A 25,601-nucleotide genomic window follows, 5' to 3' on the forward strand; every position below is an offset into this window, starting at 1 on the left:
TTCAGACGTCCCCGGGGTCCTCGACACGGGGCCGCGCCGCCCCTGCGGCAAGCCGCGGGATCAGCGCCATCACCTCGTCGAAATCCTCGGCAAAGGCATCGGGCGCGCTCTCGCCCAGCGCCGCCCCGCCATAGCCCCAGCGCACCGCGATGACCGGCAGACCGGCCGCCTGCGCCGCCCGCACATCCACCACGCTGTCGCCCACCATGACCACGCCGCCCGCGGCATGGCCCGCAGGCAGGCAGCGCAGCAGATGGTCGGGATCGGGCTTCGCCACGCCAAAGGTATCCGGTCCCGCCACCAGCGCGAAACCCGACAGCAGGTCCAGATCGGCCAGCAGGCCCCGCGCGCTGGCCTCGAGCTTGTTGGTACAGACCACCAGCCGCCATCCGGCCTGCCGCAACTCGCGCAGACCCTTGACCACGCCGGAATAGGGGCGGCTCCGGCGCGACAGATGTTTGGTGTAATGCTGCAGGAAACGCTGCACCGCCTGCGACTGGTCCTCCTCGGCCAGCCGCACCCCGCGCACGGCCAGCCCCTTGCGCACCAGTTCCGCCACGCCATGCCCGATCAGCCCGCGCACATGGTCCAGCCCCAGAGGCTCCAGCCCGCGCTCGAAAAGCAGCGTATCCAGCGCATCGGCCAGATCGGGCGCGCTGTCCACCAGCGTCCCGTCCAGATCGAAGATCACCGTCCCGCGCTCCTCACGCATGGATCGCCCCCTCGCGCGCGGCGAGCACCGCCTCGTGCAGCGCCTCGGACAGGGTGGGATGCGGAAAGACCACATGCGCCAGTTGTTCGGACGTCGCCCCCAGCGACACCGCGATGGTCAGCCCGTGGATCAGCTCCGACGCCTCGGCCCCGATGACCTGCGCGCCCACGATCCGGTCGGTCGCCGCATCGAACAGGCATTTCACCAGCCCGTCAGGTTCCCCCACCACCAGCGCCTTGCCATTCCCGCGCAGGCTGAACCGTCCCACGCGCAGCGCCATCCCCCGCTCTGCCGCCGCGGCCTCGGTCAGACCCACGCTCGCCACCTGCGGGCTGGCATAGATGCAGGCAGGCACCGGCCCCTTGGCATGGACCGCGTGCCCCGCGATGCCCTCGACACAGGCGATCCCCTCATGCTCGGCCTTGTGGGCCAGCATGGGCGGACCCGCCACGTCACCGATGGCGTAAAGGCCGGGCACATTGGTGCGCCCCGCCCCGTCTGTCTGCACCGCGCCATGCGAGAGCACGACGCCGAGCGTCTCGAGCCCAAGGCCCGAGACATTCGGCACCACCCCCGCCGCGCTGAGGAGCCGGTCGGCCGCAAGGACCGTGCCGTCGGAGAGGTGGGCGGTGAGGCTGTCCGCCCCGCGGTCCAGCCGCGTGACGGAAACACCCGTATGGATGGCGATGCCCCGCTTCTGCAACGCCTTGGCCATCAGGCCGGAAATCTCGGCATCCTCGGCGGGCAGGATGCGGTCGGCCAATTCGACAAGCGTGACCTTCACGCCCATCGCGGCATAGATCGACGCGAACTCCACCCCGATCGCCCCCGACCCGACGACGACCAGCGACGACGGAACGCGATCCGGCCGCAGCGCCTGCATATAGGTCCAGACCAGCCGCCCGTCGGGTTCCAGCCCCGGCAGACTGCGCGGGCTTGCCCCTGTCGCAAGGATGATATGCGGCGCGGCATAGGCCCCCGCCCCCAGCGCGCCCCGCGGCGCGGGGACCGGCCCCTCGGCCACCTCGACCTGCCCCGGCGCGGTGATGCGCGCCGCGCCCCAGATCAGGTCCACCCCGTTCTTCTTCAACAGGAAGGCCACACCCGCCGACAACTGCCCGCTCACCTCGCCCGACCGCGCAACCAGCCGCGCAGGGTCGATGGCGGGCGACAGCGGCATCAGCCCGAACCGTTCCGCATGGGACGCCTGATGCAGCAGGTCCGTCCCCTTCAACATCGCCTTGGTCGGGATGCAGCCCCAGTTCAGGCAGATGCCCCCCAGATGCGCCCGCTCCACCAGCCCCACGCGCAGCCCCAACTGCCGCGCCCGGATCGCCGCGACATAGCCGCCCGGCCCCGCGCCGAGGATCAGCACATCATGCGTCATGGCCCAGCCTTTCCACGGCCAGCGCCACCACCGCCTCCGCCGTGATCCCGAAATGGCGATACAGCACCTCTGCCGGGGCCGAGGCACCGAAGCCCGTCATCCCGACGAAGCCGCCCTCTGCCCCGATCACCTCGTCCCAGCCAAAGCGCAGCGCGGCCTCGACCCCGATCCGCACCCCCTGCCCCAGCACGGCGGCGCGATAGGCCGCATCCTGCGCGCGGAACAGCTCGAAGGATGGCAGCGACACCACCGCCGCCCCGATCCCCCGCGCCTCCAGCGCCGCCCGCGCCTCGACCGCCAGCGACACCTCGGACCCCGTCGCGACGATCGTCACCTTGCGCGGCCCGCACTCCGCCTCGGCCAGCACATAGCCGCCGCGCGCGCTGGCATTGCCCACGCCGCCATCGGCCCGCAGCACCGGCAGGTCCTGCCGCGACAGGACAATGGCCGTCGGCCCCTTCGCCCGATCCAGCGCGATCTCCCATGCCTCCGCCGCCTCGACCGCATCGGCGGGGCGCAGCGTCACCAGCCCCGGCGTCGCGCGCAGCATGGCCAGCGTCTCCACCGGCTGGTGGGTCGGGCCATCCTCGCCCAGACCGATGCTGTCATGGGTCAGCACATAGGTAACCGGCAGCCCCATCAGACAGGACAGCCGCAGCGCGGGATGCAGGTAATCGGCAAAGACAAGGAACGTCCCCGCATAGGGCCGATAGCCCCCGTGCAGCGCCATCCCGTTCATCACCGCCGCCATGCCATGCTCGCGCACGCCGTAATGGATGTAGCGCCCCGCGAAATCCTGCGCCGTCAGCGGCGCCGTCGCCTTGGTCAGCGTGTTGACCGACCCCGTCAGGTCCGCCGACCCGCCGATCAGCGCAGGCACCCGCGCCGTCAGAACCTCCAGCGCCGCGCCGCTGGCCTTGCGCGTGGCCATGGCCTTGCCCGCCTCGGACAGCCCCGCCCGATGCGCCGCCAGCGCCTCGCGCCAGCCATCGGGCAGCCGCCCCTCGTGATGCGCCAGAAACGCCCCGCGCCGCGACGACGCCGCCAGCCGCGCTTCCCAGTCCAGCCGCAAGGCCACGCCGCGCGCGCCCGCCGCCGCCCATGCCGCGCGCACCTCCTCGGGCACCTCGAACGGACCATGCGCCCAGCCCAGCGCCGCCCGCGCCCCCGCGATCTCCTCCCCGCCAAGGGGCGAACCGTGGCACTTCGCCGTTCCCGCCTTGGCGGGCGCGCCCTTCCCGATCACCGTACGGCAGGCGATCATCACCGGCCGCGTTGCCCGCTTGGCCATCGCCATCGCCGCCGCGATGCTTTCGGGATCATGCCCGTCGCAGGCCAGCGTCTGCCAACCCGACGCCTCGAACCGCTTGCGCTGGTCCTCGGATGTCGCCGCTGCCGTTCCGCCGTCGATGGTGATGCCGTTGTCATCCCACAGCACGATCAGCCGCGACAGCCGCAGATGCCCCGCAAGCGAAATCGCCTCTTGCGAGACGCCCTCCATCAGACAGCCGTCCCCCGCGATGACCCATGTGTGGTGGTCCACCACATCCACCCCGAACCGCGCGCGGTCCATCTCCTCGGCCAGCGCCATGCCGACCGCCGTGGCGATACCCTGCCCCAGCGGGCCGGTCGTCGTCTCGATCCCCGCGCCGTGGCCGTATTCCGGATGCCCCGCGGCGGGCGATCCCAACTGGCGGAAATCCCGCAGCGTGCCGATATCCCAGCCGGGATAGCCCGCCAGATGCAGCACCGAATACAAAAGCATCGACCCGTGGCCCGCCGACAGCACGAACCGGTCGCGATCCGGCCAGTCCGGTCGCGCCGCATCAAATTTCAGGAACCGCGAAAACAGCACGGTCGCCACATCCGCCATGCCCATCGGCATCCCCGGATGCCCCGATGCCGCCTTCTCCACCGCGTCGGCGGCCATAAAACGGATTGCATTGGCCATGTCGGCATGGCTCGCCTGCGGCAGGTCGCGCATTCGTCGGTCCTTCCCTCGAAGATCGGATCAAGGGCGCGCGCCACGCGGGAGCGGCGCGGCGCGCGCCATGCACGCCTCAGCCCGCCGAGCGGACAGTGCGCGCAATCACGGTCTGCACCAGATCGGCAGCCTCGACCTGCGGCAGGTGGCCGACACGGTCCAGACGGTGCAGGGCGACATGGGCCGGAACCGCCGCCTCGATCTCGCGCAGCGGGACGATGGCATCGTCACGCCCCGCGATCACCGAACAGGGGCCGCGATAGGCCCGCAGCGCCGCCGCCACGTTGAACAGTTGCGTCGATCCCTCGAACACGCCGCGCGCCACGCGGGTCTGCGCAGGCACCAGCCCCGCCTCGTCCCGCGCCGCCAGCGTCGCCCGCACCAGAACCGGCGCAAGGCTTGCAGGGTCCGACACCAGCCGCCGCATCCAAGCGGCCAGCGCGCCCTCGGACCTTGCCGATAGGAAGCCGTCCACGAAATCGCCATCGACCGAAGCGCCCAGCCCCGCCGGCGCGATCAGCGTCAGCGACCGCACATCCAGATCGCCCCGCTCGGTCAGCGCCGCGGCAACCGCGGCCCCCAGCGAATGGCCCACCAGATGCACCCCGCCATGCAACGACCGCAGCGTCGCGCCCACCGCATCGACCAATGCCGCGAAATCCGCCGCGCCGTGGCCCTGCGATCCGCCATGCCCCGGCAGGTCCAGCGCCATCATGGGCGATCCCAGACCGATCCGCGCCACCAGCGGCCGCCACGAGGACAGGTCCGCCCCGAAGCCATGGATGAAGACGACCGGCGTCCCCTGCCCCGATTGTAGCGTCCGCAACTCCAGCGCGCCGCCTGCGGGGGCCGCGGCCACCGCCGCCGCCACATCGCGCAGCACCACCGCGCCGCGCGGTCCGGTTCCGGCGATCCGTCCGATGGACAGACCATGATCCGCCGCCATCCGCCGTGCCACCGGCGAGGCACGATCGCCCCCCGACACCGCCGCCTCGACAGGCGCAGGGGCCGGCGCCGGCGTCGGCACGGGCGCGGGTGTTGCGGAAACGGGCACGGTGGCGGGCGTATGTACAGTTTGCGGCACAGCCGTCTGCACAGGGTCCGGTACGGCCGTTTTGGCCGCTGCCACCACCTCGCCCTCGGCGCCGACATGCATCAGCGGCTCCAGCACGGTGGCGACGTCACCCACCTTCCAGGGCAGCGAGATCACCACCCCTTCGGAAAAGGCCTCGACCTCGAAACTGGCCTTCTCGCTCTCCACCACGGCGACCAGATCGCCCTTCTTCACCTTGTCGCCCAGCTTTACATGCAGCTCGACGACCTTCGCCTCGGTCAGGTCCTGCCCGACCTGCGGCACCAGAATTGCCTCGGCCATTTGCCTTGTTTCCTTCCCTCAGGCTGCCTGCGACCGGGCGCTTTCCAGCGCGCGGGCGACGAAATCCACCGTCCGCCGCGTCGCCGCGGCAAACTCGTTCGCGGTGGCGGCAAAGGCCGCAAAGCGGCTGAATTCGGCGGGCAACATCCCATCGAAATCATAGGCTTGCCGGAAATAGGGCAGCTGGCGCAGCTTTTCGATCACCTCGGCGGGCGCGTCCTCGTCGATGGCGGAGGCCTCGAATTCGGGCAGACGGTCCTCGGCCTGCATCAGTTGCGCGATATATCCCGGCGGGCAGGTATAGACGAAATCCCCCCCCGCAATCTTCGAGATATGCCAGCTCGACGCGTTGCCACCCTCGCCCTCGTCCGTCACGCGCATCGAACATTGCAGCATCTTGGACGGATGCCCCGTCGCCTTGCCATGCCAGTAGGCGCGTTTCAGCACCGCCATCTCGCCGTGCAGAATCTCTTCCGGAGTCAAGGAGATGCCGCGCAGATCGGCCTGCACCTTCAGGTCGCCCACATTGCCCAGACGGGCCGACATATGGGTGATGACCGACCGCCAGCGCGACAGGTCCACCCCCGCCGCCCGGGCCCGTTCCAGACCGCGGCTGACCGCGTTCATGCATTCCACATATTGCGGCACGGTGAACGAGGTGGTGTTGTTCGTGGAAATCCCGCGCGCGGTCAGTTCCTCGATCACCCTGTAACCCTCGGCGCTGCCGGGGATTTTCACCATGACATTGCGCCCCAGCGCCGCCAGTTGCAGCCCCTGCGCCAGCATCAGGTCAAAATCCGTGACAAAGCGCGGATCGACCTGACCGGACAGATAGCCATAGCGGCCGTTGCTGGCATCATAGACCGGCAGGATCATCAGCGCGCTCTGGCGCACGACTTCCAGATAGGTCTTCCAATAGATGCCCTCGACATCGTCCTGCGGGTTCTCTGCCGCGATCCGGCGGATTTCCTGCATCCAGAAGTCGGGATCGTTCTGGATCGCCTGCAAGGACAGCGGCGGGTTGGTCGTCACCCCGCCAAAGCCCATGCGGCCTTCGGCATCGATCGTGGCCGGATCGAAGAGCCGCGTCAGCTGCGCCTCCCAATCGGCCTTCTTGGCGGCGGGTGCCGAAGCCAGCACCCCCTTCTTCCAGCTTTCATAGACCAGCGGCGAGCTATCCCACCAGATTTCGCAATCGGGGTTCGTCGCGGCCAATTTTTCCAGTACGTGCAAGGTCATGGCCGCCCCTCACTCTGCCGCTGCGGCCAGCGACTGGACGTGCAGCACGCGCTTGACGGCGGCGACGACGTCCTCTTTCTGCGGGACCGACGCCTTTTCCAGCGTCAGGTTGAAGGGCACCGGAATGTCCATGCCCGCCACGATCTCGACCGGCGCGTCCATCTCGTAGAAGCATTCCTCCTGCACGATCGACGCGATGTCCGACGCCACGCCGCCACGGCGGTTGGCCTCCTGCACGATCACGCAGCGGCGGGTCTTCAGCACCGACTTGATGATCATGTCGCGATCCAGCGGTACCAGCGTGCGCGGGTCGATCACCTCGACGCTGATGCCTTCGGCGGCCAGCGCCTCGGCGGCTTCCAGCGTGCGGGGGATCATGTTCGACCAGGCGATCACGGTCACGTCAGACCCTTCACGCTTGATGTCGCCCACGCCGAAGGGCACCACATGTTCGCCATCGGGCACCGGACCCTTGGTCATGTAAAGGTGCTTGTGTTCAAGGAACATCACCGGATCTTCCTGACGCAGCGCGTATTTCAGCAGCCCCTTCGCATCCGACGGTGTCGAGGGCATCACAACCCGCAGACCGGGGATGTGGTAGAACAGCGCCTCGAGCGACTGGGAATGCTGCGCGGCCACACCGCCGCCCGTGCCGCCCTGCGTCCGCATGATGAACGGCACCCGGCCATCGCCGCCTGTCATCAGACGGAACTTGGCGGCCTGGTTCACGATCATGTCCATGCCCAGCATGGCAAAGTCCACATAGAGGATTTCCACGATGGGCCGCGCGCCGGCGATTGCCGCGCCCACGCCCACACCGATCATCCCCGCCTCGGCGATGGGCGTGTCGCGCACGCGCTTCGGCCCGTATTTCGCCAGCAGCCCCTCGGTCACCTTGTAGGACCCGCCGCGCTCGGCGATGCCTTCCCCGATGATGAACACCGTCGGGTTGGCGGCCATTTCCTCGTCGATCGCTTCGCGCAGAGCTTCGCGGTACATCAATTCGCGTGTTGCCATGATACGTCCTCCCTCTCCCCTGCGCCTCAGTAGCCGACCGCGAATTCGCGGAAGGACTCGGGCGTGACCTCGGGGCTGTTCTTCGAGAATTCGACCGCATCGGCGAATTCGGCGGCGATTTCGGCTTCGATGGCGGCGATCTCATCGTCGCTCACCCCTGCCATTTCCTTGAGCGCGTTGCGCGCACGGTCGACCGGATCGCGGGCCTTGTAATAGGCCAGCTCGTCCTCGGGCATGTATTTGCCGGGGTCGTTCACATGATGGCCCATATGGCGATAGGTCTTTGCCTCGATCAGCACCGGACCCTTGCCCGCACGGCAGGTGGCCACGGCCTGTTCCATCACCGCATGCACGGCCAGCGGATCGTTCCCGTCCACCTGATGGCTTTCCACGCCGATCGCCAGACCGCGCTTGTAAAGATCGGTGTCGCGGGTGGATTCCTCGATGCGGGTCGAAACGGCATACTGGTTGTTCTCGACCACCAGAATGTAGTTGAGGTTCCAGATCGCGGCGAGGTTCAGGCTTTCAAGGAACGTCCCGTTGTTCGACGCCCCGTCGGTCGAGAAGGTGACGGTCACCGCATCCGACCCCTTGACCTGATTGGCCAGCGCAGCCCCCACGCCCAGCGGCGTGCCCGCCCCCACGATCCCGTTGGCACCAAGATTGCCCTTCGAGATGTCGGCGATGTGCATCGACCCGCCATAGCCGCGGCAGTAGCCGGTTTCCTTCTGCAAAAGCTCGGCCACCATCTTCCTCACATCCGCGCCCCAGGCGATGCAGTGCCCGTGGCCGCGATGGGTAGAGGCGATGTAATCACCCTCGCTCAGCGCCGCGCAGACGCCGGTGGCGATGCCTTCCTGCCCCAGATAGGGGTGGAAATAGCCGCGGATCAGCCCTTGCCGGTACAGCTTGATCCCCTCGCTTTCGAAGACGCGGATCTTGAAAGCCGTGCGGAAAAGTTTTTCCAAAAATTCGCGCGAAGGCGCGTTCTGCAACGAGGCAGCGGTTCCCATCTCTCCTCCCAGTCGCCGCTAGATTCGGCGTAGACGGTTTATTGACAAGGAATTTTCTAGGGGTCAGCGCGCCCGTTGTCGAGAAAATTTTTTGCAAAACTGGCCGCTCAATGGGCCATTTCTTGAAACCTTCTTTCACAAATCGAGGCGATGCGCCGCATTTTGCATCTGAAACAAATGCTTACATGAATTTCATCAAAGCACCCCGGCAAATGCCGTCGGGAAAAAACGTGAAAACTTCTTCCCGAAACGAAACGCAGTGCCTATCTTTTCCGGAACAGAGGAGAAGCACATGCCCGACACGATCCCTCCGCAGGCCAGCGGCGACCTCGTCCAGCGGATACAGGAACGCTACACCTCGCTGCGGAAATCCGAACGGATCGTGGCGGACTACCTGCGCGAACATGCCGGAACGCGGCTCAGCCTGTCGATTACGGAACTGGCCCAGACGCTGGGCCTGTCCGAGGCCACGATCAGCCGCGTCAGCCGCGCACTCGGCTATTCCGGTTTTCCCGACCTGAAACTGTCTTTGGCCGAAGGGGCTGTCACCCGCTCCTCCTTCTCCAACATCCCGGCCGAGATCGACCAGACCGACACGCTCATCGCGACCTCGGCCAAGCTGGCGAACCTTCTGTCCACCGCGCTGCAGGGCACGCAGCGGATGCTGGATTCCGAACGCATCGACGCCTGCATCCGTGCCATCCGCGGCGCGCGCAAGGTGGTGCTCGTAGGCGTGGGCGGGGCGGCCGCGATCTGTGACGAGGCTGCCCACCTGTTCATGAAGGCGGGGCTGGATGCCACGGCCTGCGCCGACCACTACACACAGGTGGTTCTGGCGGCCAATCTCGGCCCCGATTGCGTCATGATCGGCATTTCCCACACCGGCACGACGCAAGGCATCGCCAGCGCCCTGCGTCTGGCCCGTGAAAAGGGCGCAACGACTATCGCCATGACCAGCGATCCCGTCTCGCCTGTCGCCCGCGCGGCCGAGATGACGCTGGTAACGTGGAGTTCGGCCACCCCCTCCGTGCCGCTCTACGGTGACTTCCTCGAAGGGCGGGTCAGCCAGATCTTCCTTGTCGACCTGCTCTATATCGGACTTCTGTTCGAGGAAGAGGGCGGCCGTTCGGACAGCCTGAAGAACACCGCCTCGGCCCTGGAACGCTTTTACCAGCGCATGGGCGGTGAACCCTGATCAGCCCAGATATTCCATGACCGACAGGCCCGCATTGAAGTCGGTCGCATAGACCAGCCCGTTGCGGTCCACATGCACATCCGCCGAATGCAGGACCGGCGCGCGGTTCGGGCGCGGGTCGACCATGCGCGCGGGCGGCGGCGGGACGCAGGCGCCGACCTCGACGGGGCGGAAGGGGTCTGTGATGTCATGCACGCGGACACCGGCATTCTGCCATGTCGAGAAGATCAGCGTTTCCGACTGGAAGGTGCCGGGGCGGTTCTCGTGGATGTTGTGCGGCCCGAAATGCCCGCCCACCGCGTGATAGTCGCGGTCCGATGGCGGCGGGAAGGTGGAAATGCTGACCGGCTTTCCCTTGACCTGGTTGTCGAAGACCCAGATCGGCTTGATCCCGTCCTCGCCATGGTCCAGCACGGTTTCATCCACCACCACCAGCAGATCCCGCCCCGGCAGCGGCAGGGCATTGTGCGTCCCCCCGCCAAAGGGCGGCGACCAGACGATATGGTTCAGCAGCTTCGGCGCGTGCCGGTCCGATACATCGACGATCGCAAGGCAGGCATCGCGCCAGCTGCAATAGGCGATGTCGCCCTGCACGATGGGATGATGCAGCCCGAACCGCCCCGCAGGCAGCGGCCAGTCCGGCACCTCGCCCGCCGCCGCGTTCATGCCGGGCAGCCAGAAGCGCGAGGCGAGGATGGGTTTTTCCGGCATGGCCATGTCGATGACGATCAGGATGTAATCCGTGAACCCGTCCAGCAGGGCCGAGGCATAGGCCCAGCGCCCGCCCGTATACCAGATGCGGTGCAGGCCCATGCCTTCCACCTTCATGAAGCCGATCTGGCGGGGGCTTTCGGGGCGCGAGATGTCATAGACCGCCATCCCCGCCGACCAGTCGCGCGCGCCGCCCGCATGGTGGCTGACCCCGCCTTTGTAATAGGCCTTTTCGTCGGCCATGTCGGACTGGGCGAACATGTCCTTGTTGTGGATCACCAGCAGCAGGTCGTCATGGGTCTGCAGATGCAGACTCCATGTGTTCGGTGGCGCGGGGATATGGGCCACGGGACGCGGGTTCACCGGATCGCGCAGGTCGATGACGCTGAAGCCTTTGGAAAAGATGTGGCCCACATAGCCGAAACCGCGATGCACCATCAGCTGCACGCCATCCGGCCTGCCGCCCTGATCGCAGACCGACAGCAGGCGCATATTGCGGGCGTGGGTGGCGGCGCAGTCGGGCATCGTAGCACTCCTTGTCAAAAAAACCCCCGCCCAAGGAGAGGCGGGGGCAGGCTGCTTGACCCTCAGGGGAAGGTTCAGCGTGACTGTTCAAAGACGAAGACGCGCGGCGCGCCGGTGGCGGGCAGCATGTCGGGCGTCAGTTCCATCTCGGACCCGCCGACCATCGTGATGCTGTCGGCCGGAACGCGGGCAAGGAAGCTTTCGACCGGTTCGATCTTCAGCACGCCCTTGGGGCTGTAATAATGCATCGGGATCACGGCCTTGGGCCCGATGACGCGGATCGCCTCGTCCAGATCGGGCAGCGGGATCGTCGCGTGATCGCCGGTCAGCGCCAGCAGCACATCCACCTTGCCCTTCAACGCCTGCAGATGCCCGTCGGGCACCGCCGTGCCGATATCGCCCATATGCAGGAAACGCAGCCCGCCAAGAGTGAAGTGATAAAGCGCATTGGCATCCGGATCGCGGCCATATTCGGTCTGGTAGTCGAAGGTCAGGCTTTCGGTCGCAGGATAGGACGTCACCTCGATCCCCTTGACCACGCGCCCGCCCGCCGGAATGGCCAGCGTGTTGACCACCTCGGGGCTGCCCGTGATGTGGCTGGGATCGGAATGGAAATCGTCGGTGTCCGAGGACATCAGCACGATGTCGGCGGGTTCGTTGATCGGGTCGAAATGCGACTTCTCGCAGTTGAAGGGGTCGGTGATGACGGTCAGCCCGTCCCCTTCCAGCCGGAAACTCGCATGGGCATAGAACTTGATCTTCATGGCCTAGACCCTTTGTCCGGTGAACAGCGTCCAGTTGGCGACAAGCTCGTCCTGCCGGGCCGAAAACGCCTTGAGATGCGGCGAATTCATGTGGTCGTCCCACAGCGGGCGGGTTTCCCATTCCTCGGTGAACATGAAAAGGCCTGGCTCGTCATCGGATTTGTGCATGTCGTAGAAGATGCAGCCCTTTTCGGCGCGCGTCGGCGCGATCAGCGCCTTGAGCACGGCAAACAGCGCCTCTTCCTTGCCATCCTTCGCCTTCAGCGTCGCATTCACGGTCAGCGGCATTCGGTATCCTCCTCCACAGTCAGGGCGCGGCACAGGTCAAGGTCGATGCCCTGATCCAGATGGTCCACGATCCGGTCCGCCCCGGTGAAATCCTCGTCGTGGGTATAGGTGGAGCGGGTGACGACGCAGCGCATCCCCGCCCCTTTCGCGGCACGCAGGCCGATATGGCTGTCCTCCACCACAACGCAGGCGGCGGGGGTCAGGCAGAGCGTCTTGGCCGCCAGCAGATAGATTGCAGGGTCAGGTTTCTTCTTCGGCACCACATCGCCCGCAAAAACCGTGATGCGCGCCGCGCGGTCCGGTCCCAGCAACACGCGCACCACAGTTTCCACCGCCCGCTCGTTCGACGTGGAACAGACCGCCACCCGCATTCCCGCGCCCAGTGCCGCATCCACCATCCGCGCCACGCCGGGGCGCAGGGGCAGCGCGCCGCCTTCGATCAGCTCCATGAACAGGTCGGTCTTGCGTCGGTGCAGCCGCGCGATCAGCGCGTCACGGTCCCCCTCGGGCCAGCCGGTTTCGTCGAAATGCCGCCGCATCCGTTCCTTGCCGCCGCCGGTGGTCAGCAATTCGCCGTAACGCTCCACCGACCATTCCACCGACAATCCCTCGGCCGCGAAGGCCGCGTTGAAGGCGGCGCGGTGGCCGTCCCTTTCGGTATCGACCAGCACCCCGTCGCAGTCGAAGATCAGCGCTTCCATCTCAGGCCGCATGGGACGCCTCCGCCGCGCGACCGGCCGATCCGAAGGTGCGGATGCAGGCCATCACATCGGCCTTCATCGCGTCGTGCTGGGCGGTGATGAAGGGCAGTGGTTCCTCGAGCTTGGGCTTTTCCGCCTTCAGCCCGACGAAGCCGTCGATGAACAGACGCTTGTGCATGGTCGAGATGTTGACCTTGCCGCAGCCCAGCGAAATGCAGCGCTTGAACTGCTCATCCGTCAGCCCCGTTCCGCCATGCAGCGCGATGGGTGTGTCGATGGCCTTTGTGATCCGCTCCAGCAGGTCATAGGCGATCTTGGCCTCGCCCTTGTAGAAGCCGTGCGCCGTGCCGATGGCGGGGGCAAAGACCGCAAGGTTGGGCATGGCCGCGACAAAGCGCAGGCATTCGTCGTAATCGGCAAGGCGCGACTGGTCGTCATTGACGACCTTGTCATCCTCCACCCCGCCGATGGCGCCGATCTCGGCCTCCAGCCCCACGCCCGCAGCCTCGGTCAGGGCATAGACGAGCGAGGATTTTTCCAGATTTTCCGCGAAAGGCAGGGCAGAGCCGTCGAACATCACGCTGGTCCAGCCCGCATCGATACAACGCTTGATGACGTCGATATCGGTGCAATGGTCCAGATGCAGCGCCACGGGAACCGGCGCATCCCCCGCCAGCATCCGCACCCATGTCGCCACATGGGCATAGCCCCAGTGCTTCACCGTCTTGACCGAGACCTGCACGATCACCGGCGCGGACAGCTCCGCCGCACCCGAGATGATGGACTTCGCCGAGTTGAAGTCGATCATGTTGTAGGCGGCGATGCCATAACCGTCCGCCCGCGCCCGACGCAACATCGGGCCCATTGAAACGAGGGGCATGAGTTTTCCTTTCAGGTGGTGTCGGGGGGCGCAGCCCCCCCTTTGGTCGCGTCAGATCAGCGTTTCGGCCGCGCGCGACGGGTCGAACAGGCGGCGACGGCCGGCCTTCTTGGCCTCGTTGTCAAAGACGGTGCCGTTGGGCGACGAGACGATCTCCAGTTGCAGCCCCCAGGGTGCCATGAAGTAGCACCAGGTCAGGCCAAGGTTCGGCCCGTCGGTATAGGAGGTTGGCTCGCCCAGAACCTTGACCCCGTTGTCCTTGAGGAACTTGATCGCCGCATCCATGTCATCGACATAGAAGGCCATGTGATGCCCGCCGATATCGGAATTCTTCAGCGGCCCTTCGGTCTTCTGGTCCGGCGCGGAATACTGGAACACCTCAAGATTGGTGCCGTTGCCAAGGCGCACATAGCGGAATTCCTTGATCTCGGAACGCGGATGCACGTTCAGATGTTCCGCCATCCAGTCGCCTTCGCCACGAAAGTCGGTCGCGGCGGTGAACAGCACTTCGGCGCCAAGGATGCGCGTGAAGAAATCGCAGGCCTCGTTGATGTCCGGCACGGTGATGCCGACGTGTTCCATGCCGCGAATACCGGGAATACCCATCTTGTCCTCCTGTCTCATTGATACTTTTGCGAGAAATCGCTGAGCGCGGCGTATTGCCCGCTTTTCGCGATCGCCTCGTAGATGCCGCGATAGATGGCGTGCTGTTCGCTGTAGAGTTCGCCCAGCTTTGCATTCGGTTCGAAGGTGCTTTCGACCTGCACCATCGCGCCCACCGCTTCGTCGATGGACGAGAAGGCCCCCGACCCGAAGGCCCCAAGGATCGCCGCGCCAAGGGCGGTGCATTCGCGTTCCTTCGTCACGGTCGACGGCACGCCGATCACATCGGTCATGATCTGCACGAAGCCGTCGGATTTCGTGCCGCCCCCCGTCAGGCGGAAATCGGTGATCCCGCCCTCGATGTCGGACTGGAAGCTGTCGAAGACCATCTTCATCTCGTGCGAGCAGCCTTCCAGAAGCGCGCGGATCAGGTCGTGGCGTTCGTGGTAAAGGCCAAGGCCCAGGAAGCCACCCCGCGCGACGGCGTCGTAATAGGGGGTGACCTGTGACGCCATGAAGCTGTGGAACATCGCGCCATTGGCGCCGGGCTTGGAGTTGTGCGCCTGCTCCACCATCACCGAATAGACGCTGGTCTTGCGCCGCGCGGCATCGTCCAGCTCGTTGCGGCCCAGATGGTCGCGCCACCAGCGCAGGGACGCGCCAAGGCTGAAGGCGCCGCCTTCGATATCCCACGCGCCGGGCACGCCATGCCCGCCCCACCACAGCTTGTTGCCCTTGATGCGGTCCACGCTGTCCAGATGCGCGACCATCACGCCCGAGGTGCCGACGGTGAATTCCGCCATCCCCTGCTTGATGACCCCCGCGCCGATCGCCGCGCATTGCTGGTCGCCCGCGCCACGGCACAGGATCACCCCTTCGGGCAGCCCCGTCTCGTGCGCCGCCGCCTTGGACAGACGCCCCGCCATCGTCGCGGGCGTGCCCACCGGCGGCAGACGGTCGCGCCCGATGCCACAGGCGGACAGGATGCGGTCCGACCAGTCCAGCTTGGCGATATCCATCATCCCGTTCAGCGTGAGGGATGCCGGATCGGTCGCCCAGTCATCGGCCCCCATGCGCCACAGGAAATATTCCTGACCGTTCACGAACCAGCGCGTGGCGTCGAACAGGTCGGGCCGGTTCTCGCGCAGCCAGACGATCTTTGCCGCCGACCAGAGCGGACTGATCGTCATGCCGGTATGGGTCTGATGCTCTGCCGCGCCGAATTCGGCCGAGATCGCCTCGACACTCTTCAACGCGCGGCCGCAGTTCCAGACCAGCGAGTTCATCAGCGGGCGGCGGTTCTCGTCCAGCAGGCCGAAGGTGCCGCGCTGGCTGGACAGGCCCACAGAATGATAGGCCTCGGCCGGCAGATCCGCCCTGGCCACCGCCTGTTTCGTGGCCGAGCAGATGCCCGCCCAGACCTCGTCCAGCGACTGTTCGATCCAGCCCGGCTGGGGCGAGGAACAGTTGTATTCCTGATATCCGTGGCCGACCGCGTTACCCTTCTCGTCGAAGATCATCACGGTGCAGCCCGTCGTGCCGGCGTCTATGCCGACAAAAACCTTCCCTGTGCGCGACAAGATTTCCTCCCCCCTGTCGTCATTGTCCCTCAATCGGCCTGCGGCAGTCCCGCCAGCCATCCCGACAAAAGGGCAAGGAACCGCAACCGGCGCGCGCTGTCCGCCTCGGACAGTCCCGCCAGCAGCCTTGCCTTCGTGCCAAGCACATCCTCGTCCGTCGATCGTACGGTCACCTGCGCGATGGCCTGCCCGCTGTCACCCGCGCCATGCCATTCGCGCACATCAAAGCCCCAGCGGCGCAAGGCCAGCGGCCATGTCGCATCCAGCACGGGCCCGCCCTCCAGCCGGACGCGGCAATGGAAATCCACCACCCCGCCCGCGCGGACCATCTCCTGCAATTCGGCGGGCATCGACGGGTGCAGCGGGATGCCGCTGGCGAAATCGCCCTCGACAATCTCGACCACCGCCGCCTGCCCCATCCGGCGCAACGCGTCGCGCAGCACCAGATGCTTGGCCGTGCAGGCCCCCCGCCCTGTCCGCAGCGCCGCAAGCGGCGTCCGGTCGGGGCCGGAGAAATAGGGCATCGCCTGAACCGCGCGATAGGCGGCAACGACACCCCCTGATGCCACATGCGCCGCAAGGAAGGCATCCAGCGCCTCTGCGTAGGGGTCGCCCCCCTTCCCTGCGGCTGTGACCTCAGAAGTAGGCATGCCCGTCACCCGCGTCGAAGACATGCCACTTGTCGCGGTTCACGGTCAGATAGCAGGCCTCGCCCGGCTTGCCCGCGAATTCCGGCGTCGTCTTCACACGGATGCGGCAATCGTCGAGTTCCACTTCCACCAGCATGTCGCCGCCCAGAAGCTCGTTCACGAAGATCTCGCCGCGGATCGCGGCCTCGGACGGTTTGGTCATGCTGATCGACAGCGCATCGGGGCGCACGCCCATCCGCGCCACGCCGGTCTGCGCCGCGCCGTTCAGCTGGCGCACCTGACCGGGCAGCAGCGGGATTTCAAAGTTCTTGTGCATGAGAGAGACGGCATCCCCCTCGCCCTTGATCCCGCAGGTCAGGAAGTTCATCGCGGGTTCCCCCACGAAGCCCGCGACCCAGGCGTTGACGGGGTTGTTGAAGATTTCCGACGGCGTGCCCCACTGCTGCAACTCTCCATCATGCATGACCGCAATGTAATCGGCCATCGACAGCGCCTCGAGCTGGTCATGCGTCACGTAGATCATCGTCGTGCCCAGCGTGCGCTGGAGGTGCTTGATCTCGCCCCGCATATGCGCGCGCAGTTTCGCGTCGAGGTGGGCGATGGGTTCGTCGAACAGGAACAGCTTGGGTTCCCGCACGATGGCCCGCCCGATCGCGACGCGCTGCTTCTGCCCGCCCGACAGCTCGTGCGGACGGCGGCCCAGAAGGTGGCTGATCTCGAGCAGCTTCGCGGCACCTTCCACCCGTTCCTTCACGGTCGACTCGCTGGCCCCGCGCAGACGCAGCGGGTTCGCGATGTTTTCATAGACCGACTTGTGCGGATAGAGGGCGTAGTTCTCGAACACCATCGCCACGTCGCGGTCCTTGGGGGCAAGGTCGTTCACCCGCACATCGTCGAACATGATGTCGCCGCTGCTGATATGTTCCAGACCCGCGATCATCCGCATGGTCGAGGATTTGCCGCAGCCCGAGGGGCCAAGGATCGACACGAAGCTGCCATCCGGGCAGGTGATGTTCAGATCCTTCACCGCGGGCGTCTCGCCGTAGTATTTCCACACGTTCCTGATGCTAACGGTCGCCATGGTCTTCTCCTCCCAGTTCTTTGGTATGGGCGCGCGGTCGCCTGGACCGCGCGGCCCGCATCATTCCTTGACCGCGCCCATCGTCAGGCCAGCCACGAGGTATTTCCGGATCACAAGGCCCAGCAGCATCATCGGAGCGGTCGTCACGACACCCGCCGCCATGATCGAACCCCACTGGATGTTCTGCGGCTGCACCAGCTCGCGCGTTGCCACCGGCAGCGTCTTGGCCCCGCCCGACCCGATGATCGCCGCGAACAGGAAGTCGTTCCAGGCGAACAGCACGCAGAGCACGACGAAGGCACCGATCCCGGGGGCCACCAGCGGCAGGATGGACCGGAAGGCCTCGAACCGCGTGGCACCGTCCACCATCTGCGCCTCTTCGATCGCATAGGGGACGTTGTCGAAGAACCCCTTCAGCATCCAGATCGCGAAAGGCAGGTTGAAGGTGGTATAGGCCAGGATCAGGCCGGGCAGCGTGCCGACAAGGTCAAGGCTGCGGAAGATCGCATAGAGCGGCACCATCACCGCCACCACAGGCGCCATCCGGGTCGAGATGATCCAGAAGAACAGGTCCTGCTTGCCGCGGAAATCCACCCGGCTCAGCGAATAGGCCGCCAGCGAGCCGAAGACCACCGAGATCACCGCCGACCCGCCGGCTGCGATCAGGCTGTTCATGATATAGGTGCCGAAGCTGTTTTCGGTAAACAGCGTGGTGTAATGCTTCAGCGTCGGGGAGAAGTCGAAGAAGACGGTCATCCCCGCCCAGTCGCCCACGACAGGAAGCTTGAAGGCTTCCAGCATGTCCTTGAAGGACGACACGAACATCACCACGAAGGGCAACAGCGTCCAGACAAGGTAGAAGGCGACGAAGACGGTGCCGAAGATGCTCAGCGCGCGCGATAGCGGGGTATCGTAGGATACGACGTCACGGGAAGCCATGGTTCAGCCCTTTCCGCCCTGGGGTTTTTCAAAGACGCGGACAAGGAGCTTGCCCAGAAGGATGGTCACGATCAGCAGGGTCAGCGCGATGGCCGCACCACGGCCCAGCTTGAAGAACTTGAAGGCGACCTCGAACAGGTAGACCGGCAGGATCTTCGTGGCACTTCCCGGCCCGCCGCCCGTGAGGACGAGGATCGAGTCGATGAAGCGGAAGTTGTCCATGAAGCGCAGCAGCACCGCGATCAGCAGGACCGGATAGAGGTTCGGCAGGATGATCGCGAAGAAGTTCCGCATCGGCGACGCGCCATCGACCATATTGGCTTCCAACTGGTCGCGCGGCACCCGCTTCAGACCGGCCAGCGCGATGATGGTGATCAGCGGCGTCCACTGCCACACATCCACCAGCACGATCGCATACATCGCCGTATCCGCACTGGCGAGGATCGAGGCACTGTCGAGGATGCCCGCGCTCTGCAGCACCCAGTGGTACCAGCCGAAGGTCCCGTTATAGAGGAAGAGCCACAGCAGACCCGCCACCGCAGGTGCCATCATCATCGGCATCAACAGCGCCGTGACGAGGTATTTCTCGTATTTCGAGCTGTTGACGACCACCGCCAGCGTCACGCCCAGCCCGACCTGCAGGCCAAGACACATGATCGAATACTGCGCCAGCAGGATCCAGCCGTCGATGAAGCGGGCATCGGTGAACAGCTTGGTATAGTTCTTCAGACCGATCCACTCGCCCCCGCCGATATCGACGTCCTGCAGCGACATGATGATCAGCCAGAAGAACGGATAGAGCGAGATGAAGGCAAGGATCGCGATCGCCGGCGCCATCAGGTAATAGTAGTAATACTTGGGCATCGGCGGGTTGAACTTGCGCGGCTTGTGCGTGATTTCGGCGCGCGGACGCGCCTCCACCTCGACGGAATGGGCGCGCGCGCGGAAAAGCTGCGACGCCACATCGCGCGAGCTTCCGGAAAGGGATGAGACATCTGTCATGTCGGTCGTCGCTCCTGCCTTGGGCCGGTGGCCGGGGGGCGGCAATTCGGGATGGATGGGGAACCGGCGGCCCGCGGGGGGGCCGCCGGACGTTTCGGATCAGACGCCGTTCAGGCCGTCGATCTGGTCCTTCAGCGAGGCGGCGGTGTCGGCCGGGCTCATTTCGCCCGACAGCATCCGCTGCGTTTCCGACGCGATGAGCGAGTGGTACTCGTTCGCCTCGGTGATCTTCGGGCCCAGAACGAAGTTCGGGTCCTTGATGCCGAAGTTGTAGACCGCGTCGAAGGTCAGGGCGTTGGGCATCGCGCTCGGCCGGCTCTTGGCGGCCTGCACTTCCGGAATGTCCAGCACCGACTTGCGGGTGGGCGTGCCGCCCAGACCCTTGAGAACGTCATACTGGATGTTCTTCGAGGTCGACCAGATCGCAAACAGATAGGCCGCGCGCTGCACGTCTTCCGGCGCATTGGCGTTGATGCCGATGCCGCCGATGCCGCAGTTGGTGCCGTTCACCGCCGGACCGCCGTTCAGGATCCAGCTCGCCTCGCCTTTCGGGCAGGGCGCATAGGCCGTCTTGCCACCCGCCGCGACCGAGGTCTTCTCGTCTTCGACCGAGGCCGCGAATTCGTGGTACTGGACCTGCATCGCGATGTTGCCCGACTGGTAGACGGTGTTCAGCTCCAGCGTGCCGTTGGCCAGGTTGTCGGGGTGCGACACGTCGGCCAGCGCCTTGAACTTCTCCAGCATCAGGACGGACTGTTCGTCGCCCCAGTTGGTCGGACCCGGTTCTTTCGACCCGATCTTGTCGTCCATGTTGAAGTCGGTCCAGCGGCCATGCGCGAACATCATGCGCTGGATGTCCAGCTGCGTCGTCCAGGCAAAGCTGCCCTGGTGCTGGGCATAGCCATAGGGCACGTCCGCCCCGCCCTCTTTCAGCTTCTTGAAGAAGGTGGCAAAGTCCAGAACGTTCTTCCAGGTTGAATTCTCGTTATACTCCAGCCGGTAGCCGTATTCGGCCTCGAAGTCCTTGGAATACTTCTCGAACAGGTCCTGACGGTAGAAGGTCACCGCGATCGCCGCGTCATAGGGCAGCGCGATGATCTTGTCCTCGGAATAGAAGCGTCCGCAGGCCGACAGGAAGTTGTCGAACCACGCGTCGTCGCCATAGCCGTCCACGTCCTGCGGCAGCGTCTCGTCGCCGAACATCTTGGACAGGTCGACGTAGAAATCCGCGAAGGGCGCGCCGATCGGCTTGTCCTGGATGTAGTTCAACACATAGTCCGACTTGCCCGAACGCAGGTCGATCCCCGCCTTCTGCTGCACGACCGGAAGGTCGTCGGTCAGGATCTCGACCTCGATGCCGGTCAGGTCATAGAAGGCCTTGATATTGTCGCGGATCGCGAAGGACGGCGGGGTGTTTTCCGACAGGAACGTCAGCTTCGACCCGGCATACTGCTTCCATTTTGCCTCGTCGGACGAGGCGGCCTGAACGCGGCTCGACATGATGGTGGAGTTCAGGCCGACAGCCAGCGAGCCGGTGCCCAGCATGGTGGCCCCGTATCCCCCGAGTTCGAGGAACCGGCGGCGGCTGACGCGCGATACCTGCGCGTTCCTTGGCTTGTGAAACATTTTTCTCTCTCCCTGTTTATGCGGCGGCGTCCTTGCCGTCCGTGTGCCCGTCCTTCCACCCCGCCGGCTCCTCTTCCGACATCCGGGGCAGGCGAATCCTGCACAGGGAAAGTGTTACCCACATCGCCGCTTTATGTAAAATATTTTCTTCACGACCAGAAACCAGCCTGCATCACCCCCTCAGCACACTCCAGGCAAGCCTTGCCGGACGGTGATTTTCACAGATTTATTGGATATTTGGTTATATAACCTTACCAATTTGTGGGTATCGGTCGCGCTTCTGAAAATAGTTTTCCCACCCTGCGGGGAATGTTCACCCGGTTTCAAAAAACACTTTCACGGCCACGACGGCCAGCGAAGGCCGCCCGGCAGCCCCCGTGCCATGTCCTGAAGTCCGGATGATTCCGGCGTGCAAAGGCCCCCGATCCGCTCGGGTCAGCCCCTTCCACGCCCTGCGTAACGTCCTGCAGACAGGCAGTGAAAGACAGCCCGCCGCGCAGGCCCTAGCCCAGCAGCCAGCCCGCCGCCCCCGCGCCCCGCGCCGCGCCCTGATCAAGGATCGACCGGATCACCTCGGCGGTGCCGGCCTCGAAGGGTTTGCGGATAAAGCCGTTCATGCCGCATTCCATGCAGCGTTGCCGCGCCTCGTCCGTCGTGCGCGCGGTCAGCGCAAAGACCGGCACCCCCGCACCAAGCCCGTTGCGCCGCAACAGGCGCGTCGCCTCGTAGCCGTCGACCTCGGGCATCTGCAGATCCATCAGCACCGCATCGACCTGTTCCTGCGCCAACTGCCGCATGGCATCGGCGCCGCTTTCCGCCTCGATCACGCCAAAGCCCTTCAGTTCCATCAGGAACCGCACGACAAGCCGGTTCGTGGCATCGTCATCGACAACGATAATTCTCAATCCCCGCTCCCGTGCAGAAAGTGGTCCTTCGCCCTACGGTCAGGCAAAGGAATAGCGTTGCGCGGTCAGGACGATCTCCAGCCGGTTCGCCGCATTGAACTTGTCCTTCAGACAGCCGACGTAATACTTCACCGTCTTTTCGCTGATCTCCAGATGCTCGGCGATCTGCATGTTGGTGCTGCCCTTCAGCAGGCATTTCAGCACCTGCTCCTCGCGGAAAGTCAGTTTCAGCGAGGTCAGCTCGCGCCGCCGCACCTCGGCATTCTTCAGCGCCTCGATCACCTGCATGGCCACCTCGGGTTCCAGATAGTTGTCCCCCCGCACCAGCCGGTAGATGGCATGGCGCAGGTGCTCGGGATCGCCCCATTTGGTGATAAGCCCCGATGCCCCTGCCTCCAGAGCATGCACCGTATCCTCAAGCTGCGTGTCGCCCGTGAAGATGAGAAGCTTGGCCTTGGGACAGGCGCTGCTCAGATGGCGCAGGCGGGCCTTGCCCTCCTTGGCCTGGTGCAGATCGAAGATCAGCACATCGGGATCGGAATTCGCCGCCGCCTGCAGGGTCGCATCGCACCATGCCCCCGACCCGACCACGCGGATGGCCTCGTCCTGCTTGAGACAGGCCCGCACGCCGACATGGATGATGGGATGGTCGTCACAAACAAAGACGGTTGTCTGCAACCCTGCCTCCTTGCGTGCACAGCCCACAGAAGTGGCTTGCACAGCTTGCTGCCCGATGCCCTTGCGGCTTGTGCCAAGGCTAGTGGGGCGGCAGCCGCCCTCTCAACATGAATCTTGTGCGGAAGTTATGACCCCTTGGGCGCCAAGACCGGCCTGCTGGCCACCTGCACGATCCCGCCGCGCCGCGTGCCCGTCTTTCGTGCCATTGGCAGACCCGTAGTATGGACGATCCGGCCCGAAGCATGAAAAGACCCCGCCCTTCCGACCTGACGGAAAGGCGGGGTCCGGCTCATTCCTCGCGCATCGCGCGGTTCATCTGGTCGACCACCGGCTGCACCAGATAGGAGATGACCACCCGCTCGGCCGTGGGGACATAGACCTCCACCGGCATCCCGTGCACCAGACCGCGATCCCCCAGCAGCCCCAGATCGTCCGTCGCCTTGGCCCGCGCCGCGTAATAGGACATCCCCGTCTGCGGGTCGGTCACAGCCGCCGCGCCGATGCTTTCCACCACGCCCTCGATCTCGGGCGTCAGCCGCTGGTTGAAGGCGGGAAAGCGCAGACGTGCCTTCTGTCCGGGCCGGATCGCATCGATATCCGTCGTGGCAATCCGGAATTCGATGACAAGGTCCGATGCCACGGGAACGATGGAGACCAGCGTCTTTCCGGGCGGGACCACCTCGCCGATGGTTGCCACATTCACCTCGTTCACGATCCCTGCCGAGGGTGCGCGCAGGATGGCCCGCTCCTTCTTCTGCCGTGCGGCGGCCAGCTGCTGGCGCAGTTCGGTGATCTGCGGCTCCAGCGCGCGCAGGTCGCGGTGGGCATCGGCCCGCGCCGCCGACAGCAGCCGGTCCATCTGCAATGCGAGCTCCGTCTGCCGCGCCTCGGTCCGCGCAAGACCGGCACGGATCGACCCGATCTCGCCCTGCAACCGCGTCACCTCGCGCTGCACCTCGTCGACGCGGCTCTTCTCGATCGCGCCATTTTCCAGCAGGCTCGTGAACCGTTCATGGCTCGCCGCGACCAGCGCCAGCTCGCCCTCCAGCGCGGCAAGCTGCGCCAGCATCCCCTCGCGCTCGAAGCGCAGCTGGTCGGCCTGCAGGCCCAGCGCCATCCGCTCCGCCTCTTGCGTGATGCGGTTCTCCTCCATAAGACGCCGCTCGCCCTCGTAGACATGCAGCGCAACCGGATCATCCTGTATCCCTGCGGACGGCGAGGCCATCACACCGCCATCCCGCTCTGCCGACAGCCGCGCCGCGCGGGCCTCGGCCTCGGCCAGTTGCGAGGCGATCATGGCAATCTGGGTATCCAGATCAAAGGTCTCCAGCATCAGCACGGGCTGGCCCGCCACGACCTGCTCGCCCTCCTGCACGAGGATCGACCGGAGCGTCCCCCCCTCGACATGTTGAACGTTCTGAAGGTCACTCTTCACCAGAACCGACCCCGCGCCGATGATGGCCGCGTCGATGCGCGCCGTCGCGGACCACAGGCCGATCCCCCCCACCAGAAAGGCGGCAAGGGCGCCGGCGGCAACAAGGCGCGGTTTCAGGGCGAAGCCGGAGGACAGGTCCGTCGTGACCTGCGGAAATGTGGCGGTCGGTGTCATGGTCGTCTCCAGATTTGCGGCCAGCGGTCAAAGCAGGGCCGAATGGGTTTCGGTGTCGATCGCAGGCTCTGCCGCGGGATCGAAGTAATGGTCGCCACAGACCCGCCCGGGCAGGTCTGCGAAATCGGCCGTCGGAAAGTGCTGCTTCACGAAAGCCTCGCGCGAGAGCGGGTCGGACAGCAGCTGGAAGGTCCGGTCCTGCTGTCCGGCAAAGACCGGATCCAGCGCCGCCTGCACCTCGCCGCCGCGCAGACGGTAAAGCTCCTGCTGGCTGACCCAGTCGCCGATGGCGGCCGATGTGATGTCGCGGATCGTGTCGGGACAGAAAGGTGCCGCCACTTCGGCAAGACGGGCGAAAAGCTCCTCGAAGGACACAAGGTCCCCCATGCCCGCATGCTCCGAAGGGGCATTGCCCGCGCCCGTGCCATCCCCCGTCCCCGCACCGCCGGAGCCACCGCCTGAGCCCGCGCCCCCCGATCCGGTGCCACCCGTACCCGCGCCACCAGCGCCCGAGCCACCCGTACCTGAGCCACCCGCACCCGCGCCTGCGCCCGCGCCGCCACCTGCGGACGAACCGTCGCCACCTGCCGCGCCGCCACCGGCCGAACCGCCCGCGCCGCCTCCGGCTGCAATCCCGCCCGTCCCGCTGGACGACAGGCCAAGCGGCACGGAACTGGCGGTACGGATATCCGGCAAGGCCGACAGATAGCGGTCCGGCAGGTCGATCGCGGGGTCTGCCACGTCAAAGAAGCGCGAGATGTCCAGAATGCCCGGACCACCGCTGATCGACCCCGCCACCCCGCCCCGCGGGATGGAACCGGTGATCAGGGGATCGTCGGGATCAAGATAGGCAAGGTCGAACGGCGAAATCGGCTCGGCGTCCGCGATCAGGCACATGGGATAGTCCTGCTTCCCGCCATCCGGCGCCGCCCCCTCTTCCACCGCACCGGCCGACGGCTTCTCTCCGGCAAAGGCCGACCGGGCCAGAGCGGCCACGGCAAGGGCCATCAGCGTGGCGATTGCCGCCAGCGGCGTCTCCTTGCGCTCGGCCAGTGCCAGCAGGGCGCGGCCCGCGGGGCGTTTGGCAACGGCGGCCTTGCGATGCTTGGTCTGGATGTCCATGGCTCTCTCCTGCGC

24 protein-coding genes are annotated in these 25,601 nt (G+C 65.7%); 1 reads left to right on the top strand and 23 read right to left on the bottom strand.

What is annotated here, in order from left to right; all coding sequences use genetic code 11:
• Window position 1 precedes the first annotated feature (1 nt).
• The 7 genes from gph to GU927_RS12870 form a co-directional block, all read right to left on the bottom strand.
• A complete protein-coding gene (gph, locus tag GU927_RS12840) occupies window positions 2-712 on the bottom strand; it encodes a phosphoglycolate phosphatase (RefSeq protein ID WP_161762847.1) in 711 nt (236 codons plus the stop codon).
• Window positions 705-2,099, bottom strand: coding sequence for a dihydrolipoyl dehydrogenase (gene lpdA, locus GU927_RS12845; protein WP_161762848.1), 1,395 nt, complete (start codon window positions 2,097-2,099; stop codon window positions 705-707). The genes gph and lpdA overlap by 8 nt, the downstream gene beginning before the upstream one ends.
• A complete protein-coding gene (tkt, locus tag GU927_RS12850) occupies window positions 2,089-4,083 on the bottom strand; it encodes a transketolase (RefSeq protein WP_161762849.1) in 1,995 nt (664 codons plus the stop codon). Before tkt ends, lpdA begins: the two co-directional genes overlap by 11 nt.
• Window positions 4,084-4,159: 76 nt before the next feature.
• Window positions 4,160-5,458 (bottom strand): alpha/beta fold hydrolase, encoded by a 1,299-nt coding sequence (locus tag GU927_RS12855; protein WP_161762850.1) that lies wholly within the window; start codon window positions 5,456-5,458, stop codon window positions 4,160-4,162.
• Between the two features lie 18 nt (window positions 5,459-5,476).
• Window positions 5,477-6,697, bottom strand: coding sequence for a transaldolase family protein (locus GU927_RS12860; protein ID WP_161762851.1), 1,221 nt, complete (start codon window positions 6,695-6,697; stop codon window positions 5,477-5,479).
• A 9-nt stretch (window positions 6,698-6,706) separates the two neighbouring features.
• Window positions 6,707-7,714 (bottom strand): alpha-ketoacid dehydrogenase subunit beta, encoded by a 1,008-nt coding sequence (locus GU927_RS12865; protein ID WP_161762852.1) that lies wholly within the window; start codon window positions 7,712-7,714, stop codon window positions 6,707-6,709.
• Window positions 7,715-7,740: 26 nt separating this feature from the next.
• A complete protein-coding gene (locus tag GU927_RS12870) occupies window positions 7,741-8,682 on the bottom strand; it encodes a thiamine pyrophosphate-dependent dehydrogenase E1 component subunit alpha (protein ID WP_217765625.1) in 942 nt (313 codons plus the stop codon).
• 337 nt (window positions 8,683-9,019) lie between these two features.
• Here GU927_RS12870 and GU927_RS12875 point away from each other — a divergent pair, with 337 nt between their 5' ends.
• Window positions 9,020-9,922: a MurR/RpiR family transcriptional regulator gene (locus GU927_RS12875; RefSeq protein ID WP_161762854.1), complete on the top strand. Its 903-nt coding sequence runs from the start codon at window positions 9,020-9,022 to the stop codon at window positions 9,920-9,922.
• Here the strand turns inward: GU927_RS12875 and GU927_RS12880 are convergent, their stop codons facing one another.
• From GU927_RS12880 to GU927_RS12955, 16 genes are all read right to left on the bottom strand, one after another.
• On the bottom strand, window positions 9,923-11,158 hold the full coding sequence (locus GU927_RS12880) for an LVIVD repeat-containing protein (RefSeq protein ID WP_161762855.1): 1,236 nt from the start codon (window positions 11,156-11,158) through the stop codon (window positions 9,923-9,925). It lies immediately after the preceding gene.
• Between the two features lie 74 nt (window positions 11,159-11,232).
• Window positions 11,233-11,922 (bottom strand): MBL fold metallo-hydrolase, encoded by a 690-nt coding sequence (locus GU927_RS12885; RefSeq protein WP_161762856.1) that lies wholly within the window; start codon window positions 11,920-11,922, stop codon window positions 11,233-11,235.
• A gap of 3 nt (window positions 11,923-11,925) precedes the next feature.
• On the bottom strand, window positions 11,926-12,210 hold the full coding sequence (locus tag GU927_RS12890) for a putative quinol monooxygenase (RefSeq protein WP_161762857.1): 285 nt from the start codon (window positions 12,208-12,210) through the stop codon (window positions 11,926-11,928).
• A complete protein-coding gene (locus GU927_RS12895; RefSeq protein WP_161762858.1) occupies window positions 12,201-12,923 on the bottom strand; it encodes an HAD family hydrolase in 723 nt (240 codons plus the stop codon). Before GU927_RS12895 ends, GU927_RS12890 begins: the two co-directional genes overlap by 10 nt.
• On the bottom strand, window positions 12,913-13,791 hold the full coding sequence (locus GU927_RS12900) for a class II fructose-bisphosphate aldolase (RefSeq protein WP_161762859.1): 879 nt from the start codon (window positions 13,789-13,791) through the stop codon (window positions 12,913-12,915). The genes GU927_RS12895 and GU927_RS12900 overlap by 11 nt, the downstream gene beginning before the upstream one ends.
• Window positions 13,792-13,842: 51 nt before the next feature.
• A complete protein-coding gene (locus GU927_RS12905; protein WP_161762860.1) occupies window positions 13,843-14,397 on the bottom strand; it encodes a VOC family protein in 555 nt (184 codons plus the stop codon).
• A 14-nt stretch (window positions 14,398-14,411) separates the two neighbouring features.
• A complete protein-coding gene (locus tag GU927_RS12910) occupies window positions 14,412-15,974 on the bottom strand; it encodes an FGGY-family carbohydrate kinase (protein WP_161762861.1) in 1,563 nt (520 codons plus the stop codon).
• A 29-nt stretch (window positions 15,975-16,003) separates the two neighbouring features.
• The gene (locus tag GU927_RS12915; RefSeq protein WP_161762862.1) at window positions 16,004-16,624 is read right to left on the bottom strand and encodes a hypothetical protein; all 621 of its coding nucleotides are present in this window, start codon (window positions 16,622-16,624) and stop codon (window positions 16,004-16,006) included.
• On the bottom strand, window positions 16,611-17,705 hold the full coding sequence (locus tag GU927_RS12920) for an ABC transporter ATP-binding protein (protein ID WP_161762863.1): 1,095 nt from the start codon (window positions 17,703-17,705) through the stop codon (window positions 16,611-16,613). The genes GU927_RS12915 and GU927_RS12920 overlap by 14 nt, the downstream gene beginning before the upstream one ends.
• Window positions 17,706-17,765: 60 nt before the next feature.
• Window positions 17,766-18,644, bottom strand: coding sequence for a carbohydrate ABC transporter permease (locus tag GU927_RS12925; protein WP_161762864.1), 879 nt, complete (start codon window positions 18,642-18,644; stop codon window positions 17,766-17,768).
• Window positions 18,645-18,647: 3 nt separating this feature from the next.
• The gene (locus GU927_RS12930; RefSeq protein WP_161762865.1) at window positions 18,648-19,646 is read right to left on the bottom strand and encodes a carbohydrate ABC transporter permease; all 999 of its coding nucleotides are present in this window, start codon (window positions 19,644-19,646) and stop codon (window positions 18,648-18,650) included.
• Between the two features lie 99 nt (window positions 19,647-19,745).
• Complete coding sequence (locus tag GU927_RS12935) at window positions 19,746-21,272, bottom strand: extracellular solute-binding protein (RefSeq protein WP_161762866.1); 1,527 nt, start codon at window positions 21,270-21,272, stop codon at window positions 19,746-19,748.
• Window positions 21,273-21,775: 503 nt separating this feature from the next.
• Window positions 21,776-22,177, bottom strand: coding sequence for a response regulator (locus GU927_RS12940; protein ID WP_161762867.1), 402 nt, complete (start codon window positions 22,175-22,177; stop codon window positions 21,776-21,778).
• A 39-nt stretch (window positions 22,178-22,216) separates the two neighbouring features.
• Window positions 22,217-22,855, bottom strand: coding sequence for a LuxR C-terminal-related transcriptional regulator (locus GU927_RS12945; RefSeq protein WP_161762868.1), 639 nt, complete (start codon window positions 22,853-22,855; stop codon window positions 22,217-22,219).
• A gap of 289 nt (window positions 22,856-23,144) precedes the next feature.
• A complete protein-coding gene (locus GU927_RS12950) occupies window positions 23,145-24,464 on the bottom strand; it encodes an HlyD family type I secretion periplasmic adaptor subunit (RefSeq protein WP_161762869.1) in 1,320 nt (439 codons plus the stop codon).
• 27 nt (window positions 24,465-24,491) lie between these two features.
• Window positions 24,492-25,586: a hypothetical protein gene (locus GU927_RS12955; RefSeq protein ID WP_161762870.1), complete on the bottom strand. Its 1,095-nt coding sequence runs from the start codon at window positions 25,584-25,586 to the stop codon at window positions 24,492-24,494.
• Between the last annotated feature and the right edge of the window lie 15 nt (window positions 25,587-25,601).

It is taken from the genome of Paragemmobacter amnigenus, from assembly GCF_009908265.2.
GTDB lineage: Bacteria > Pseudomonadota > Alphaproteobacteria > Rhodobacterales > Rhodobacteraceae > Paragemmobacter > Paragemmobacter amnigenus.

Excerpts from the sequence above, each read along its gene's own strand:
- gph (WP_161762847.1), bottom strand. The coding sequence starts at position 712 with ATGCGTGAGGAGCGCGGGACGGTGATCTTCGATCTGGACGGGACGCTG.
- lpdA (WP_161762848.1), bottom strand. The coding sequence starts at position 2,099 with ATGACGCATGATGTGCTGATCCTCGGCGCGGGGCCGGGCGGCTATGTC.
- tkt (WP_161762849.1), bottom strand. The coding sequence starts at position 4,083 with ATGCGCGACCTGCCGCAGGCGAGCCATGCCGACATGGCCAATGCAATC.
- GU927_RS12855 (WP_161762850.1), bottom strand. The coding sequence starts at position 5,458 with ATGGCCGAGGCAATTCTGGTGCCGCAGGTCGGGCAGGACCTGACCGAG.
- GU927_RS12860 (WP_161762851.1), bottom strand. The coding sequence starts at position 6,697 with ATGACCTTGCACGTACTGGAAAAATTGGCCGCGACGAACCCCGATTGC.
- GU927_RS12865 (WP_161762852.1), bottom strand. The coding sequence starts at position 7,714 with ATGGCAACACGCGAATTGATGTACCGCGAAGCTCTGCGCGAAGCGATC.
- GU927_RS12875 (WP_161762854.1), top strand. The coding sequence starts at position 9,020 with ATGCCCGACACGATCCCTCCGCAGGCCAGCGGCGACCTCGTCCAGCGG.
- GU927_RS12880 (WP_161762855.1), bottom strand. The coding sequence starts at position 11,158 with ATGCCCGACTGCGCCGCCACCCACGCCCGCAATATGCGCCTGCTGTCG.
- GU927_RS12885 (WP_161762856.1), bottom strand. The coding sequence starts at position 11,922 with ATGAAGATCAAGTTCTATGCCCATGCGAGTTTCCGGCTGGAAGGGGAC.
- GU927_RS12890 (WP_161762857.1), bottom strand. The coding sequence starts at position 12,210 with ATGCCGCTGACCGTGAATGCGACGCTGAAGGCGAAGGATGGCAAGGAA.
- GU927_RS12895 (WP_161762858.1), bottom strand. The coding sequence starts at position 12,923 with ATGCGGCCTGAGATGGAAGCGCTGATCTTCGACTGCGACGGGGTGCTG.
- GU927_RS12900 (WP_161762859.1), bottom strand. The coding sequence starts at position 13,791 with ATGCCCCTCGTTTCAATGGGCCCGATGTTGCGTCGGGCGCGGGCGGAC.
- GU927_RS12905 (WP_161762860.1), bottom strand. The coding sequence starts at position 14,397 with ATGGGTATTCCCGGTATTCGCGGCATGGAACACGTCGGCATCACCGTG.
- GU927_RS12915 (WP_161762862.1), bottom strand. The coding sequence starts at position 16,624 with ATGCCTACTTCTGAGGTCACAGCCGCAGGGAAGGGGGGCGACCCCTAC.
- GU927_RS12920 (WP_161762863.1), bottom strand. The coding sequence starts at position 17,705 with ATGGCGACCGTTAGCATCAGGAACGTGTGGAAATACTACGGCGAGACG.
- GU927_RS12925 (WP_161762864.1), bottom strand. The coding sequence starts at position 18,644 with ATGGCTTCCCGTGACGTCGTATCCTACGATACCCCGCTATCGCGCGCG.
- GU927_RS12930 (WP_161762865.1), bottom strand. The coding sequence starts at position 19,646 with ATGACAGATGTCTCATCCCTTTCCGGAAGCTCGCGCGATGTGGCGTCG.
- GU927_RS12935 (WP_161762866.1), bottom strand. The coding sequence starts at position 21,272 with ATGTTTCACAAGCCAAGGAACGCGCAGGTATCGCGCGTCAGCCGCCGC.
- GU927_RS12950 (WP_161762869.1), bottom strand. The coding sequence starts at position 24,464 with ATGACACCGACCGCCACATTTCCGCAGGTCACGACGGACCTGTCCTCC.
- GU927_RS12955 (WP_161762870.1), bottom strand. The coding sequence starts at position 25,586 with ATGGACATCCAGACCAAGCATCGCAAGGCCGCCGTTGCCAAACGCCCC.